The sequence below is a fragment of the Leeuwenhoekiella sp. H156 genome (assembly GCF_052218455.1).
Classification (GTDB): Bacteria; Bacteroidota; Bacteroidia; order Flavobacteriales; family Flavobacteriaceae; genus Leeuwenhoekiella; species Leeuwenhoekiella parthenopeia.
Map to the genome: position 1 here is coordinate 2203001 of NZ_CP197499.1, position 15630 is coordinate 2218630.

The 15630-nt window shown below is 43.4% G+C and carries 9 protein-coding genes; all 9 read left to right on the forward strand.

The annotated features are described in order from the left end of the window. Positions 1-167 precede the first annotated feature (167 nt). The 9 genes from ACSSS3_RS09580 (at position 168) to ACSSS3_RS09620 (ending at position 15572) form a co-directional block, all read left to right on the forward strand. Positions 168-2465 carry an NADP-dependent malic enzyme gene (locus ACSSS3_RS09580; protein ID WP_228230502.1) on the forward strand — a complete coding sequence of 766 codons (2298 nt, stop codon included), beginning with the start codon at positions 168-170 and terminating at the stop codon, positions 2463-2465. Positions 2466-2548: 83 nt separating this feature from the next. Continuing rightward, a complete protein-coding gene (gene ruvA / locus ACSSS3_RS09585) occupies positions 2549-3130 on the forward strand; it encodes a Holliday junction branch migration protein RuvA (protein WP_442847374.1) in 582 nt (193 codons plus the stop codon). A 6-nt stretch (positions 3131-3136) separates the two neighbouring features. Next, a complete protein-coding gene (gene sprA / locus ACSSS3_RS09590) occupies positions 3137-10447 on the forward strand; it encodes a cell surface protein SprA (protein ID WP_442847375.1) in 7311 nt (2436 codons plus the stop codon). Between the two features lie 12 nt (positions 10448-10459). Next, positions 10460-10840, forward strand: a complete 381-nt coding sequence (gene gcvH, locus ACSSS3_RS09595; protein WP_228230505.1) for a glycine cleavage system protein GcvH — start codon at positions 10460-10462, stop codon at positions 10838-10840. Further along, the gene (locus tag ACSSS3_RS09600) at positions 10833-11219 is read left to right on the forward strand and encodes a VanZ family protein (RefSeq protein ID WP_228230506.1); all 387 of its coding nucleotides are present in this window, start codon (positions 10833-10835) and stop codon (positions 11217-11219) included. Before gcvH ends, ACSSS3_RS09600 begins: the two co-directional genes overlap by 8 nt. Positions 11220-11272: 53 nt before the next feature. Then, positions 11273-12001, forward strand: a complete 729-nt coding sequence (locus ACSSS3_RS09605) for an energy transducer TonB (RefSeq protein ID WP_442847376.1) — start codon at positions 11273-11275, stop codon at positions 11999-12001. A 111-nt stretch (positions 12002-12112) separates the two neighbouring features. Then, on the forward strand, positions 12113-12889 hold the full coding sequence (locus ACSSS3_RS09610; protein WP_442847377.1) for an energy transducer TonB: 777 nt from the start codon (positions 12113-12115) through the stop codon (positions 12887-12889). A 156-nt stretch (positions 12890-13045) separates the two neighbouring features. Further along, on the forward strand, positions 13046-15148 hold the full coding sequence (locus ACSSS3_RS09615; protein ID WP_442847378.1) for a gliding motility protein RemB: 2103 nt from the start codon (positions 13046-13048) through the stop codon (positions 15146-15148). 16 nt (positions 15149-15164) lie between these two features. Continuing rightward, positions 15165-15572: a Dabb family protein gene (locus ACSSS3_RS09620; protein WP_228230512.1), complete on the forward strand. Its 408-nt coding sequence runs from the start codon at positions 15165-15167 to the stop codon at positions 15570-15572. The last annotated feature ends 58 nt before the right edge of the window (positions 15573-15630 follow it).

A 15630-nucleotide genomic window follows, 5' to 3' on the forward strand; every position in this document is an offset into this window, starting at 1 on the left:
GTTTTATAAATGAAGTCAAAAGCTAAATATGCCCGTATTGAGGAGATTTAGCTTTTGCTTTTTATTTTTGGCAGAGTCCCGGGTAAAATTAGCAGGGATAAAGCTAAGAATTTACTAGCCTGAACTAATAATAGCCCTATTTTTGTAGCAGAGCTAACGCGAATATTATGAGTAAAGAAAGCAAACGCCGAGAGGCCCTAATCTATCACGCAAAACCAACACCCGGTAAAATCGCCGTGGTGCCTACTAAAAAATATTCATCTCAGCGCGATCTTTCGCTTGCCTATTCTCCCGGGGTTGCAGAACCTTGTCTGGAGATCGAAAAGGATAAGGAGAACGCTTACAAATACACCGCTAAAGGAAATCTGGTAGCTGTGATTTCAAATGGTACGGCAGTTCTGGGTCTGGGTGACATAGGTCCTGAAGCTTCCAAACCGGTTATGGAAGGTAAAGGTTTGCTCTTTAAAATTTTTGCAGGGATTGATGTTTTTGATATTGAGGTTGATACCAAGAATGTTGATGAGTTTATCGCTACCGTAAAAAATATTGCACCCACTTTTGGAGGAATCAATCTCGAAGATATTAAAGCTCCCGAAGCGTTTGAGATTGAACGCCGTTTAAAAGCCGAGCTTGATATTCCGGTAATGCACGACGATCAGCATGGTACCGCCATCATCTCTGCTGCTGCCTTATTAAATGCAACCGAACTCGCCGGTAAAAAGATGGAAGACATTCGCATAGTGGTGAGTGGTGCCGGTGCAGCCGCGGTTTCATGTACGCGACTGTATAAAGCTTTTGGCGCCAGAGGCGAAAATATTGTAATGCTGGATAGTAAAGGGGTTATTCGCAGTGACCGCGATAGTCTTTCAGAAGAAAAAGCGGAGTTTGCTTCAGACCGAAAAATAGATACACTTGAAGAAGCAATGGTAGATGCCGATGTGTTCATAGGCCTTTCCATTGCCGATATCGTTTCGCCCGAAATGCTTAAGACTATGGCTCCTAATCCCATCGTCTTTGCTATGGCAAACCCCAATCCTGAGATTGATTACAATCTCGCGATGGATACGCGGGAAGACATCATTATGGCTACCGGTCGTTCAGATCATCCCAATCAGGTGAACAATGTTTTGGGTTTCCCTTTTATTTTTAGAGGAGCGCTTGACGTGCGTGCTACCAAGATTAATGAAGATATGAAGATGGCTGCCGTAAAGGCTTTGGCTGAGTTGGCTAAAGAGTCGGTGCCTGAACAGGTGAATATCGCTTATGGGGAGACGCGCCTCAACTTCAGCAGAGAATACATAATTCCCAAGCCTTTTGATCCGCGTTTGATTACCAAAGTACCACCCGCAGTGGCAAAAGCTGCTATGGATAGTGGCGTAGCCCGCCATCCTATTACAGACTGGGTTAAGTACGAAGACGAACTTCTGGATCGTATGGGCTCAGATAATAAAATTGTCAGACTCATTCTTAACAGGGCCAAGACCGAACCTAAACGCGTGGTCTACGCCGAGGCAGATCAGCTTGATGTGCTCAAGGCAGCTCAAATCATCTACGATGAGGGTATAGGTACCCCGGTGCTTTTAGGAAATCGGGAGACCATCGTTGAGTTAATGGAGGAGCTTGACTTTGATGCAGATATTGAAATTATAGATCCCAAAACCAAAGAAGAAAAGCCAAAGCTTGATCAATATGCTCATATGTTCTGGAAAGAACGGAAGCGCAAGGGGGTTACCCTTTATGATGCTCAGAAATTATTGAGACAACGCAATTACTATGCGGCGATGATGGTGAAGCATGGCGATGCAGATGCGATGATTACGGGCTACAGCAGCAGTTATCCTTCAGCTGTAAAACCGGTACTTGAGGTAATTGGCGCAGCACCCAACGTGCAAAAAGTAGCGGCCGCCAACCTGATGAATACCAGCAGAGGGCCCTTGTTTTTGGCAGATACCTCTATAAATATTGAGCCTACGGCGAAAGAATTAGCCAAAATCGCTTTGATGACCGCACGTACCGTACGCCTTTTTGGGATGGAACCGGTGATAGCGATGATTTCGTATTCCAATTTTGGGTCTTCTAAAAATGAACAGGCAGACCGGGTACGTGAGGCTGTAGCCTACCTGCATAAATATTACCCGGATCTTTCGGTAGATGGGGAAGTGCAGGCCGATTTTGCCTTAAATTCAGAAATGCTGAAGAGTAAATTTCCGTTCTCCAAGCTTGCGGGTAAAAAGGTAAATACGTTTGTGTTTTCTAATATCGACTCGGCAAACATCACCTATAAAATGATTAAAGAACTCAATAAGGCAGATAACATCGGGCCCATAATGATGGGGATGAATAAGCCGGTACACGTGTTGCAGTTGGGAGCTTCGGTTGATGAAATCGTAAATATGTCTGCCGTCGCAGTTATCGATGCGCAACAAAAAGGCAAAAAACTTCAGGAAGAGTTAAAAGGAAGATAAGCCAGGGTTTCGGGCAGCATTTTAAGCCTATGCCCGTGCTGAATTATTTTAGTACATTTAAATCCCAAATCTTTTTTGCACTAATGATCACATTTTTAAGGGGTAAACTTATTGAGAAAAACCACACCGATGTCGTTATAGAATGTCATGGCGTGGGGTATTTCGTAAACATTTCGCTCAACACCTTTTCGCTTTTACCTGCTGACGAAAATATCATGCTGTACACGTATTTGCACATCAAGGAAGATGCACATACGTTATATGGCTTCGCCCAAAAATCGGAACGGGAGATATTTAAACTGCTCATTTCTGTGAGCGGAGTGGGTACCAGTATTGCCCGCACCATGCTGTCTTCTTTAGAACCTTCTCAGGTAAAGCAGGCCATTGCAACGGGTGATGTTAAGACTATTCAGGCGGTTAAAGGTATTGGTGCTAAAACCGCTCAGCGTGTTATTCTTGATCTTAAGGATAAAATTCTTAAAGTATATGATATTGATGAAGTTTCAGCTGCGCCAAGCAATACCAATAAAGAAGAAGCGTTATCTGCTCTAGAGACTTTAGGCTTTGCCCGAAAGCAAGCTGAACGTGTGTGTGATGCTATTGTGAGCGATGAGCCACAGGCAAGCGTTGAGCAGATTATAAAACTGGCACTTAAAAAACTTTAAGAGACTTTGGGTACAAAACTACGCGGGTATTCTTTTCAAATTCTGGTCATTATAGGGGTGTTTTGCTGTCCCTTATCTGTTTTTGCTCAGGAAGAAGAAGAGCAGGATTCGGTTAAAACCGGCTTTTCCTACGGAAGGCTTGCGCTTAAAAACCCAAATTCCATAGTTTCCAAATACACCTACGATCCGCTAACAGACCGGTATGTCTATACCGAAAGTTTGGGAGGATATAACATCAATTATCCCCGTATTCTCACCCCTGAAGAATTCAAGGAGCTCGTTCAAAAAGAACGAATGCAGGCTTATTTTCAGCAGAAAATCGCTGCGGTTGACGGGCGTACCGAAGAGGGAAAGGAAGATCAAAAGAGCCTATTACCCAATTTTTATGTGAATTCCGGGCTTTTTGAAAGCATTTTTGGCGGCAATACCATAGAGTTTATACCTACCGGTAGCGTGGCCATGGATATAGGAGGCTTGTTTACCAAACAGGATAATCCCAGTTTTTCGCCGCGTAACCGTACCAATTTTAGCTTTGATTTTGACCAGCGCATAAGTCTGAGCTTGCTGGGGAAGGTAGGGACCCGTCTACAGGTGAACGCGGTTTACGATACCGAATCTACCTTTAGCTTTCAAAACCAGATCAAACTCGAGTACACACCCAACGAGGATGATATCATCCAGAAAATAGAAGTGGGTAACGTAAATATGCCCCTTAATTCTGCGCTTATTCAGGGTTCACAGAGTCTTTTTGGGGTAAAGACGCAATTGCAGTTTGGTAAAACCACAATTACCGGCGTATTTTCAGAGCAGCAGTCGCAAACCAACCAGGTGTTGGCCCAGGGCGATGGTACCATTCAGGACTTTCAGATTTTTGCACTGGAGTATGACGAAAACCGGCATTATTTCTTAGCCCAGTATTTTCGCGATAATTACGATAAAGCTTTGGCTAATTATCCCTTTATCAACTCAAATGTTCAAATCACGCGTATTGAGGTCTGGGTGACCAATCGTACCCAGCGCTTTGAAAACACCCGAAACATTGTTGCGATACAGGATATTGGAGAATCAAACCCAAACCAAATAGGCTTGCCGAATATCCCCGCGGGTTTTATTAATCTTCCTTCAGGGGCCTTTCCCAGAAACTCAAGTAATGACTTCAATCCGTTTGGTCTAACCGGCAACGGGCAAACCGTGCTAACCTCTGCAATACGCAGTTCGGCAACGGTAGATCAGGGTTTTGGTAATGTACAGGTGGCAGACGGGTCTGATTATGTTTCGTTAGAAAATGCCCGCCAGCTTTCACTTTCAGAATATACGCTGAATACGCAACTGGGCTATATTTCACTCAACCAGCGTTTGAATAATGACGAGGTTTTGGCCGTGGCTTTTCAATATACGGTAAACGGGGAAGTGTATCAGGTAGGTGAGTTTGCCAATGACGGGGTTGATGCTACCGGTGGCGCTTATCCCGATACCGATGGAGACGGCGTTCCGGATCTCGTTGATGTAGATCCTGATGGGGACGGGGTAAATAATAATGGCCAGGATACAGACGGCGATCAGGTTGCAGACGCGGCAGATGCAGATCAGACCAATGGGCAGGATATTAATAATGATGGAATTCTGGATAGTTTTATAACTCCGGGACAGGGAGGTACTTCGCAGGCTTTGGTGGTTAAATTACTCAAAAGTAATATCACCGATGTCAACGAGCCGGTCTGGGATTTAATGATGAAAAACATCTACGGTCTGGGAGTAGGGCAGTTAGAGAAAGAGGGTTTCAGGATGAATATTGTGTACAATTCGCCTTCCCCTATCAATTACCTTACACCTGCTGAGGGCGGTCCGGCATTGCCCGAAGATGTAGCCAATACGCCGCTGCTGAATGTGTTTAATCTGGATAACCTGACTCAGTTTGGAGATCCGCAGGAGGGAGGGGATGGATTCTTTGACTTTCAGGAAGGGACAACTGTTAATGCCCGTAATGGAAGTATCATTTTCACCTCGGTAGAGCCTTTTGGGGAATATCTTTTTAACAAACTGCGAAGCGAGCCTGCTGAGACTTACGGCAACCCCGATACGTATAATGCAAACCAGCGCAAGTATGTTTACCGCTCGCTGTACAATTCCACCAAAACCATTGCTCAGGATAACGCCGATAAAAACCTGTTTCAGATGCAGGGAACTTATAAATCCAGGCAGGAAGAGGGCATTCCTATAGGAGGTTTTAATGTGCCACAGGGTTCTGTTACCGTTACTGCCGGTGGCCGCGTGCTGCAGGAAGGTTTAGATTATTCGGTAGATTATCAACGGGGACGTGTAATTATACTCGATCAGGCCTTAAAAGCTTCGGGTGTTCCCATTCAGGTTTCTACCGAAAACAATACCTTGTTTGGCCAGCAAACCAAACGCTTTACGGGTTTAAACATCGAGCATCAGTTTAGCGAAAAATTTATCGTGGGAGGGACGCTTATCAATCTCAACGAGCGACCCCTTACCCAAAAGGCAACCTATAGTTTTGAGCCCATCAATAACACCATTTTTGGCCTAAACGCTAATTTTTCGACAGAGGTTCCTTTCCTGACCCGACTGGTGAATAAGTTGCCAAACATCGATACCGATGTGCCTTCTAATATTTCGCTTCGCGGAGAAATCGCATACCTCATTCCCGGGCAGCCCAAGGTGACCAATTTTGGCGGGGAGGCAGCTTCTTATATCGATGACTTTGAAGGAGCGCAGACCTCGCTTGATATCAGTTCGCCCTTGCAATGGTATCTGGCTTCGGTGCCCATTGGTTTTGGAGGGGAGTTTGACAACGGCGATTTACGCACCGGTTACCGCCGTGCAAAACTGGCCTGGTATTCTATAGATCCTATTTTTTATACCAATCAGCGTCCTGATGGTATTACCGATGCCGATGTGTCGACCTATGCAACACGCAGGGTATTTAGAGATGAAATATTTCCGCAACAGGATATTGTTGCCGGTACTACACAGGCTTTGTTTACACTCGACATGGCCTATTATCCTCAGGAGCGGGGAGCTTATAACTTCAGCCCCGATGCGCAGGATGGTATTTTAGAAAATCCCGAGCAAAATTTTGGCGGAATTATGCGTCAGTTTGCTTCAACAGATTTTGAGCAGTCTAACGTTGAGTTTATTGAATTCTGGTTGATGGATCCCTTTATTTATGCGGAAAACGCTGCAAATACCGGAGGTAAACTCACACTGAATCTGGGTAATATTTCTGAAGATGTGTTGAAAGACGGGCGCAAGCAGTATGAAAATGGGTTACCTCAGGATGGCTCTGCTTCAAATACGGTGGCAACCGTTTGGGGTAAAGTACCTACCAATCAGGCGCTGATTTACGCTTTTGATACCGAAGGGGCTGCACGTACCAATCAGGATGTGGGTTACGACGGTTTAAGCGATGAGCAGGAAGCGCTTAATTATCCCGAGTTTGCTGGTCTCGAAGATCCTTCGGGCGATAACTATCAGTTCTTCGTGTCGGCACAGGGTTCGGTTTTAGATCGTTATAAGCGATATAACGGTCAGGAAGGGAACTCGCCCGTAAATGTAAGTCAACAGGATCGTGGTTCTACCACCGTACCCGATGTAGAAGATTTTAACCGGGACTTTACCATGAATACGGTTGACAGTTATTACGAGTATGAGCTCGAGATCAACCGCCAAAGTCTTAATGTGCAAAACGAGTATATCGTAGACCAGCGCGATATTGAAGTAACCTTGCAAAATGGCAACACCCTGCCTGTAACCTGGTATCAGTTTAAAATTCCCATAAGCCAACCTACCGGAAGACAGGGCGGGATCAACGACTTCAGGTCTATTCGCTTTATGCGTATGTTTATGAGTGAATGGAATCAGCCCATTGTTTTACGTATGGGAGCGATGGATCTGGTGCGGGGAGATTACCGTCGCTATCTTTATACCCTTGATCCTGACGACTCAGATCCCGATACCGAAAATACGCGCTTTGAGGTCACTTCTGTAAATGTTGAGGAAAACAGCAATCGCAATCCTATTCCCTATGTGCTTCCGCCGGGTGTTTACCGCGAGGAGCTTATCAACAACAATAACAACATTCGGCAGAATGAGCAGTCGTTATCTATTGAAGTTTGCGATCTTGAAACTCAGGACAGTCGTGCGGTTTATAAGAATTTCAGACTTGATATGCGCCAGTACGAAAACCTGGAGATGTTTGTGCATTTGGAGTCTTTGCTGAATGAAAATCCGGTTCAGGATAATGAGGTCGTAGCCTTTATTAGAATGGGAACCGATCTTACGCAGAATTTCTATCAGATCGAATTGCCACTTACCCCAACCGCATTCAACACGAGTAGTCCCGATTTAATTTGGCCGGAAGCAAACCGTCTAAAAGTGCCTCTGGAGGTTCTTGAGACTGTAAAAGCCACCTTTTTTAATGGAAGCTTTAACACCCTGCAGGATGCCATAACCTATTTTGATCAGGATGGAAATCCTATTGCCGACCCTGCGGGAACGCCTTACGAGACCGGAAGGGTGCGGGTAGGGATAAAAGGAAACCCCAGTTTTGGCGATGTGCGCTTGCTGATGCTGGGTGTTAAAAATGCAAATGATGAAGGTGGTCGTACCGTTTGTGCCGAGGCCTGGTTTAATGAACTACGGCTTAGCGGACTTCAAAATCAGGGAGGCTGGGCCGGTATTTTAAACCTGGATGCCAATCTTGCAGATTTTGCTACAGTATCCGGTACAGCTCGTCAATCAACCATAGGCTTTGGTAGTATCGATGCAGGACCCAATCAGCGTGCCCGTGAAGATGTTAAGTCCTATGATGTGGTGAGCAATGTAGAGTTGGGCCAGCTTTTGCCAAAGAAATGGGGAGTGAAGATTCCTTTTAATTACGCTAAAGGAAACCAGACCATTACCCCGCAGTATGACCCGCTTTATACCGATTTAAAACTGGAGCAGAGTCTTGCCAATGCGGCCAGTGCAGCTGCCCGGGACAGTATAGAGAATGTGGCTATTGAGCGCACCACCCGTGAGAGTATCAATTTTATAGGGGTGCGTAAAGAGCGTACCGGGGATAAAAAGCCAATGCCCTGGGATGTAGAGAACCTCACTTTTGCATACAGTCACAATCAGGAAAATCATAAAGATTTTGAGATCGAGCAGGCGGTGAATAAAAATGTACGTCTGGGAGCTACCTATGGTTTTGCCTTTAAGCAAAAACCTATAGAACCTTTTAAAAAGAATGATTCGCTCTTTACGAGCAAGTATTGGAAACTTCTGAAGGATTTCAATTTCAATTACCTTCCGGCAAGTGTTAATCTCACTTCAAATATTACCCGGCAATTTAACCGGCAGCAGTTTAGAGATTTGCTGGCTAACGAAAACTTTATCAATACCACGCCGGTCTATGTGCAGCGCAACTACCAGTTTGACCGAAATTTTACCGTAAACTTCCCGATTACCCAATCCCTGCGGGTAAACCTTAACCAGTTTCAGAACCGCATAGTGCGTAATTATTTAAATGCAGATAACACTATAGATCCTAATGCGGGGGGTGTTTACTCTCAGTTTTTTGACGTGGGAACTCCAGATCGGCACAATCAGAATATGCAGCTTAACTACGATTTGCCTGTGGGTAAACTGCCTTTTATGGATTTTGTAAAATCGACCTATTCTTACAATGCAGACTTTCAGTGGACCCGGGGATCATACCAGTTACAGTCTTTAGAAGGTATTCCCGATCTGGGGAATTCGGTGCAAAATGCCAATACGCACACGCTTCAGACTACATTAGATATGAAGAGCTTGTATACGACACTGGGCATTGGTAAAAAAAGTGGAGGTCCTACTTCCAGAGAAGCCAGAAGCCGGGCTGTACCTACTTTAGGAAATCCCCAGTCTGCTCAGAATAATCAATCACAGGCTAATTCGGGCGGAGGCAAAACCAAAGATTTGCTTATAGGCCTGGCAACAGGAATTAAGCAAATACAAATCAACTACGAGCAAACTAATGGTATGTATTTACCGGGTTATTTGCCGGGTGTAGGATTTTTAGGTACAACACGTCCCACAACCGGATTTGTATTTGGTAGTCAGGCCGAAATACGCGATTATGCTGCCCGCCAGGGTTGGTTAACGCTATATCAGGAGTATAACGAACAATACGGGGAAAATGAGGTGCGTAAATTTGACGTGCAGGCCCAAACCAGTTTTCTGGAAGATCTCACGATTGACATCAATATGAATCGCATTTATCAGGAAACCTATACCGAGAATTATCGGGTTGATCCGCTTACCAGAGCGTATACAAGTCTCACCGGAAATACACTGGGTAATTTTAGTATTTCAACCCTGATGATAGGCACAGCTTTTAATACGAGTTCGCTGGAGTCATCGCTTAACTTCAACCGCTTTCGTGAAAACCGCTTAATAGTGGCAGAGCGCCTTGCTGAAGATTTCTACGGAAATGATCAGTACCCAAGGGATGAGAATGGGTATCCTGTAGGCTTTAGCAGATCGAGTCAACAGGTTTTGCTTCCTGCTTTTTTATCGGCCTATACTCCCGGAAATGCAGAAAGCGTTTCGCTTGGGGCATTTAGAAGTTTTCCATTGCCCAACTGGAATTTAAAGTACACCGGGTTTATGAAGTTTGACTGGTTTAAAAAGCGGTTCAAGCGCTTCTCGGTAAATCACGGCTATCAGGCGGGTTATACCATAAATCAGTTTAGAACAAACCTCAATTACAACCGCAGGTTAAATAACGACCCTCAGGATGCACAGGTTAATCAGGCCGGAGACTTTATAAGTAAGACGTTATATTCCAATATTAACCTTACAGAGATGTTTTCGCCGCTCATTCGTTTGGATTTTGAAATGAACAATTCGGTTAAAATACTGGCCGAGTTGCGTAAAGACAGAACGCTTTCGTTGAGTTTTGATAATAATCTGTTAACCGAAATTCACGGAAATGAGTATATAATAGGGCTGGGATATCGTTTAAAAGATATTAGATTTGCAACCAATATTGGGGGTAGACGTACCATCTTAAAGAGTGATTTAAACTTTAAGGCAGACCTATCGCTACGACAGAATGAAACGATTGTAAGGTATCTGGATGTAGATAACAGTCAGATTACAGCAGGTCAGGATATTTACGGATTGACATTTACGGCAGACTATGCGCTAAGTAAAAACCTGACCGCAATTTTTTATTACGATCATGCATTTGCAACCTATGCGATATCAACTGCCTACCCGCAAACAACAATACGGTCGGGACTGACTTTGCAATATAATTTTGGAAATTAATTAAATACACATATGAGTTTACCAGCAGATTTAAAGTACACTAAAGATCACGAGTGGGTGCGTATTGAAGGAGATACGGCAACCGTGGGCATTACCGATTTCGCTCAGGGAGAGTTGGGGGATATCGTTTATGTAGAAGTAGAAACCGAAGGAGAAACCCTGGATCGCGAAGAAGTTTTTGGTACAGTAGAAGCCGTAAAAACCGTTTCCGATTTGTTTTTGCCTCTAAGCGGTGAGATTATTGAGTTTAATTCGGCTTTGGAGTCAGAACCAGAAATGGTAAATGAAGATCCTTATGGAAAAGGCTGGATGATAAAAGTGAAATTTACAGACGATAGCGAGCTTGACAGTTTGTTGAGTGCCGAAGCCTATCAGGAACTCATAGGTGGCTAGATTACTGCGATATGGGGCTTATGGCTATACACTCTTCATTGCAGTGATTTGCCTGATACCTTTGCCTCATATACAGGAAGCTCCAGAGCATAGCGATAAGATGGTGCACGTAGTGACTTACGTCATCTTTACGTTGCTATGGTTTGCATTTTTTTATTTTTTAAGACCAAATAGTGATTATTTTAAAGTGTCTTTGATAAAATCCTGCAGCTTTGCCATTATTTATGGTATAGTTATTGAAGCTTTACAAGCGGCTCTAACCCGTTCGAGATCAGCAGATTTTAATGATTTCTTAGCCAATCTTGCCGGAATTTCCGGCGCATTACTGGTTATTTTGGTCTTTAGAAATCAATTTTCAAAGCTGAAATCAAAATTTTAATTTCGAGTTGAAGCCTTTTTTATTTAAATTAGCAATCCTTAACAACAAGATTCATGGAACCTAAGAAAAATCCCAAAGCAGATCTGTCTAAAAGAAGTGTACTCTTCTTTCAGTTAGGTCTTATTTTGATACTCGGGCTTACCTATTTGGCTATCGAGTGGAAAACGTATGAGAAAGAGGTCATCGATATCGGACAGCTTGAAATGACTGATGAGCTGGAAGAAGATGTGCCTATTACAGAGTTAAACACTCCACCACCTCCACCGCCACCTCCACCGCCACCACCAGCACCGGAAATCATCGAGGTTGTTGAGGATGATAAAGAAATTGAAGAAACCGTAATCGAGTCTACTGAAACCAGTCAGGAAGAAGAGATTGTAGAGGTTGAAGAAGTTTCTTTCGCAAAAGAAGAAGTTATTGAAGATGTGCCTTTTGCAGTTATCGAAAACGTACCGGTGTATCCAGGTTGCGAGAACGAAAAAGGAAACGACGCCAAGAAGAAGTGTATGTCTGAGAAGATCAGCGACTTCGTAAACCGTAAGTTCAATACTGAACTGGGTAGCGAATTAGGTCTTTCAGGTATTAACCGAATCTATGTGCGATTTAAAATTGATCAAAAAGGAAATATCGTAGATATAGGATCCCGTGGTCCACACCCGCGATTAGAATCTGAAGCAGAGCGCGTAATTAAATTGTTGCCGCAAATGACTCCAGGTAAGCAGCGTGGTAAGGCAGTAGGGGTACTTTACTCACTTCCTATCGTATTTCAGGTGCAGGATTAATTCCATTATCTGAAAAAAATATCAAAACCCGTCCGCGAAAGCGAGACGGGTTTTTTTATGGCAAGCTTCTTGTTAAAGTTTTAAGTATTAGTAACCATTAAAACTTTATTTATGAGTAATTCTCAAAAAAGCGAATCTGTCGCTCGGCAAAGCGCAGATCGCACAACAAGCAAGCATGATGTAAATCTACGAAAAAACACGGTGGTCTATTTTCAGGTGGGATTAATCACTGCTCTTATTCTGGCCATAGTCGTTCTTGAGCTTAAATCTCCCGTCACTCATTACGAATCACCTGCATTGCCTGATGTGGCAACAGTCTCTATCGACGATTGGAATAGGGAGATCAGGCGTGAAGAGGTAAAAGAGGTTAAGCCGGAGGTGCCTGAAGTTTCAAAGTTATTGCCCCCGGTAGTAAAACCAAATGAAGTAGAGATCCCTGATTTTAAATTTGTCGATCCAACACCGCCAGCCTCAGATGAAACGATCAGCATAACTAGTTTTGAACCGGTTCCTGAGCCTCCGGTAGAAACTACCACGTTTGTTGCGGTAGAACGTGTTCCGGTTTTTCCCGGATGTGAAGGCCTTAACTCTAACAAAGAGTTGAAAGCTTGTATGCAGGAAAAGATGAACCAGTTCATCAATCGTAATTTTGATACCGGTATTGGAGCGCGCTATGGTTTACAAGGTGTCAATAAGGTGGATATTCAGTTTACTATTGATGAATTTGGTAAAGTAACAGACTTAAAAACACGAGCTCCGCACCCTGCTCTTGAGAAAGAGGCCGTACGCGTTATGGAAAAATTACCTCAAATGGAGCCCGGCAAGCAGCGGGATCGCAATGTGCGGGTCATTTATTTTCAACCTCTTAAATTTAAGGTTCAGGATTAAAATTACATTTCAGGTTAGTACAGCCCGCCCCATCAGGCGGGCTGTTTTTTTAGGTAAAGCGCGCATTGGATTGGGGTGTGCCTGAAAGTATTTGAATCTGTAAAAAGAGGATGTTGAAAAAATAGTATCTTTCCGCCTCCTAAATCTCATAAGTTCATGTCATTCAAGACTTTTGCGGCAGGCCTGGCCTTATTTACAGTTTCTGCCTTGCAGGCTCAGCTTATCACGGGTAACTTTGAGCAATACCCCATTTTTGAAGAGTGCGAAAATGTTCCGGCTGTTGCGCTTTCAATCTGTTTCAACGAAACCCTGATCAATAAGATAAAAGCTGAATTCAAGATGCCCCAACGCGTGCTTGATGAGCAGTATCAGGGCGATTTGGTCGTTTTGTTTGAAGTCACAGAAGAGGGTAAGTTTGAATTGCTTCATGTAACCGGTATTTATGAGGAATTGCGCAGTGAGATCACCCGGGTGTTTGGTGAATTGCCTCAGATAAAACCGGCAACCTATAATGCCCGCCCAACGTATATGCAGTTTAATATGCCTATACCTATTCCGTTTTCTAAAGATTCTTCCGCAATTAAAGATTTTAAAACAGGAGCAGTGCCGGTGAAAAAACTGGAGGAGCAAAGTGAATATGATGTTATCAAAATATTTCCATTTGAAAACCGGGAATACAATTCGCAGTTATTCATTCCGTTTTCTCACGAAACCTATAGCAGGTTTGATCAGGAGCTCAATAGGGTGGGTGCAAACTCGCACACGGCAGGAAAGCCTTTTACTTATGATAATGTAAATACCTATTACAACTTTAAAGAGGCTCGTGAAGGTTTATATAAAAAAAAAGAGTCGTGGTTCGGGCGTAAATTATGGAATGAACATATGGTTGCCCTGCAAGGGGAGGACTACTGGTTTACTTTAGATCCTGCTGCAGATTTGCAGTTGGGCTTTGAGACTGCAAATAATGAAGATCAAAGCTATACCTATAACAATACCCGGGCAGTTATTTTTCAGGGAGGTTTAGGAAAAAATTTAAACTTTTATACAGTTGTTTATGAAAGTCAGGGCGCTTTTGCGGGCTATTTTAACAGGTTTGCACGTTCTATAAGGCCAGATGGTGGAAACCCTGCGATTGTTCCGGGCAGGGGGGTAGCTGCAGAATCAGCTTCCGGCGATTTTGATTACCCGGTTGCAGAAGGTTATCTCTCCTATACGCCAAATAAATACTTCAACTTTCAGTTTGGTCATGGTAAAAACTTTATTGGTGACGGGTATCGCTCCCTGTTGCTTTCAGATAACGCGAGTCCGTACCCTTTTTTTAAGCTGAACACTACATTTTGGAAACTTAAATACACCAATACCTGGATGTCGTTACGCGACGTGCGCCCTGAAGTAGTTGCAGACGGTTCATTTAAAACCAAATATATGGCCAATCATTATTTGAGTTTAAATGTGACTAAAAGACTCAATATTGGGCTTTTTGAAAATGTAATCTGGACTAATGATAACGATCGCGGGTTTGACCTGAATTATCTGAATCCGGTAATTTTTTACCGGGCAATTGAATTTTCTACCGGTTCGCGTGGGGGTAATGCCCTGATCGGGTTTAGTGGTAAGTACAAATTCAGTGATCGATTTAATGCCTACGCACAGGTCATCATCGATGAATTTTCTACCGGAGCAGTTTTTAGCAGTGATAAGTCATTTCAAAATAAACAGGGCGTGCAGCTGGGTTTTAAATATTACGATGCTTTCCATATAGATGATTTACAATTGCAAGTGGAGTTTAATCAGGTAAGACCTTATGTGTACTCAAATAATGAGATCGAACTCAATTATGGTCATAACAATCAGTCCATGGCGCACTTGTGGGGTGCAAACTTCAGGGAGCTTATAGCTATTGCGCGGTATCGCAATGACCGTTGGTTTGGGGCAGCAAAATTTATTTACGGAGAACGCGGTTTTGAAATTGGCGATATCAACCAGGTTTATTACGGTGGAAGCATTTATGGGAATGATGAAAATATTCCCTCAGAACTGGGTATCGAAATAGGCCAGGGCAACCGGGCCAATACCTTTCTTGGGAATGTAGAATTGGGGTATCTCGTAAACCCTTCTACCAACCTGAAGGTGTATGCTTCCATATTATACCGCGATAATCGCATAGAACAATTTGATCCGGTAAACCTCAACGAACAGACCGTTTGGGTGAATTTCGGTTTTAGAACCGATTTGTTCAACTGGTATTTTGATTACTAACTTAAAAAGTTTGGCTTTGAAATTATTAAAAAACAGTGTCGTACTCATTATGCTTCTTGTACTGAGTTCATGCGAAGAGAAAACAGAAAAACCGGAAATCGCTTTTGATTCCAATTTTGCACATGTGGTTTATTTTTGGCTAAACAATCCCGATAGTACCGAAGACCGGGCTGAATTTGAAAAGGCATTGAAGCAATTTCTAAACACCAGCGAATACGCCCAGACCAAATTCATTGGCACGCCGGCAAATACGCCCCGGGAGGTGGTAGATAACAGCTGGACCTACTCTATTATTTTAACCTTTCCGTCAAAAGAGATTCAGGATCGGTACCAAAAAGAACCGGTACATCTCAAGTTTGTAGAAGAAGCTTCTCATTTGTGGGATCGGGTACAGGTTTATGATGCTGTTGGGCTTTCTGAGTGATACAGACTAAGGAATAAAAAAAAGAACCCGGAAGAATTACTTTCCGGGTTTTTGGCTT

Excerpts from the sequence above, each read along its gene's own strand:
- ACSSS3_RS09580 (WP_228230502.1), top strand. The coding sequence starts at position 168 with ATGAGTAAAGAAAGCAAACGCCGAGAGGCCCTAATCTATCACGCAAAA.
- ruvA (WP_442847374.1), top strand. The coding sequence starts at position 2,549 with ATGATCACATTTTTAAGGGGTAAACTTATTGAGAAAAACCACACCGAT.
- gcvH (WP_228230505.1), top strand. The coding sequence starts at position 10,460 with ATGAGTTTACCAGCAGATTTAAAGTACACTAAAGATCACGAGTGGGTG.
- ACSSS3_RS09605 (WP_442847376.1), top strand. The coding sequence starts at position 11,273 with ATGGAACCTAAGAAAAATCCCAAAGCAGATCTGTCTAAAAGAAGTGTA.
- ACSSS3_RS09610 (WP_442847377.1), top strand. The coding sequence starts at position 12,113 with ATGAGTAATTCTCAAAAAAGCGAATCTGTCGCTCGGCAAAGCGCAGAT.
- ACSSS3_RS09615 (WP_442847378.1), top strand. The coding sequence starts at position 13,046 with ATGTCATTCAAGACTTTTGCGGCAGGCCTGGCCTTATTTACAGTTTCT.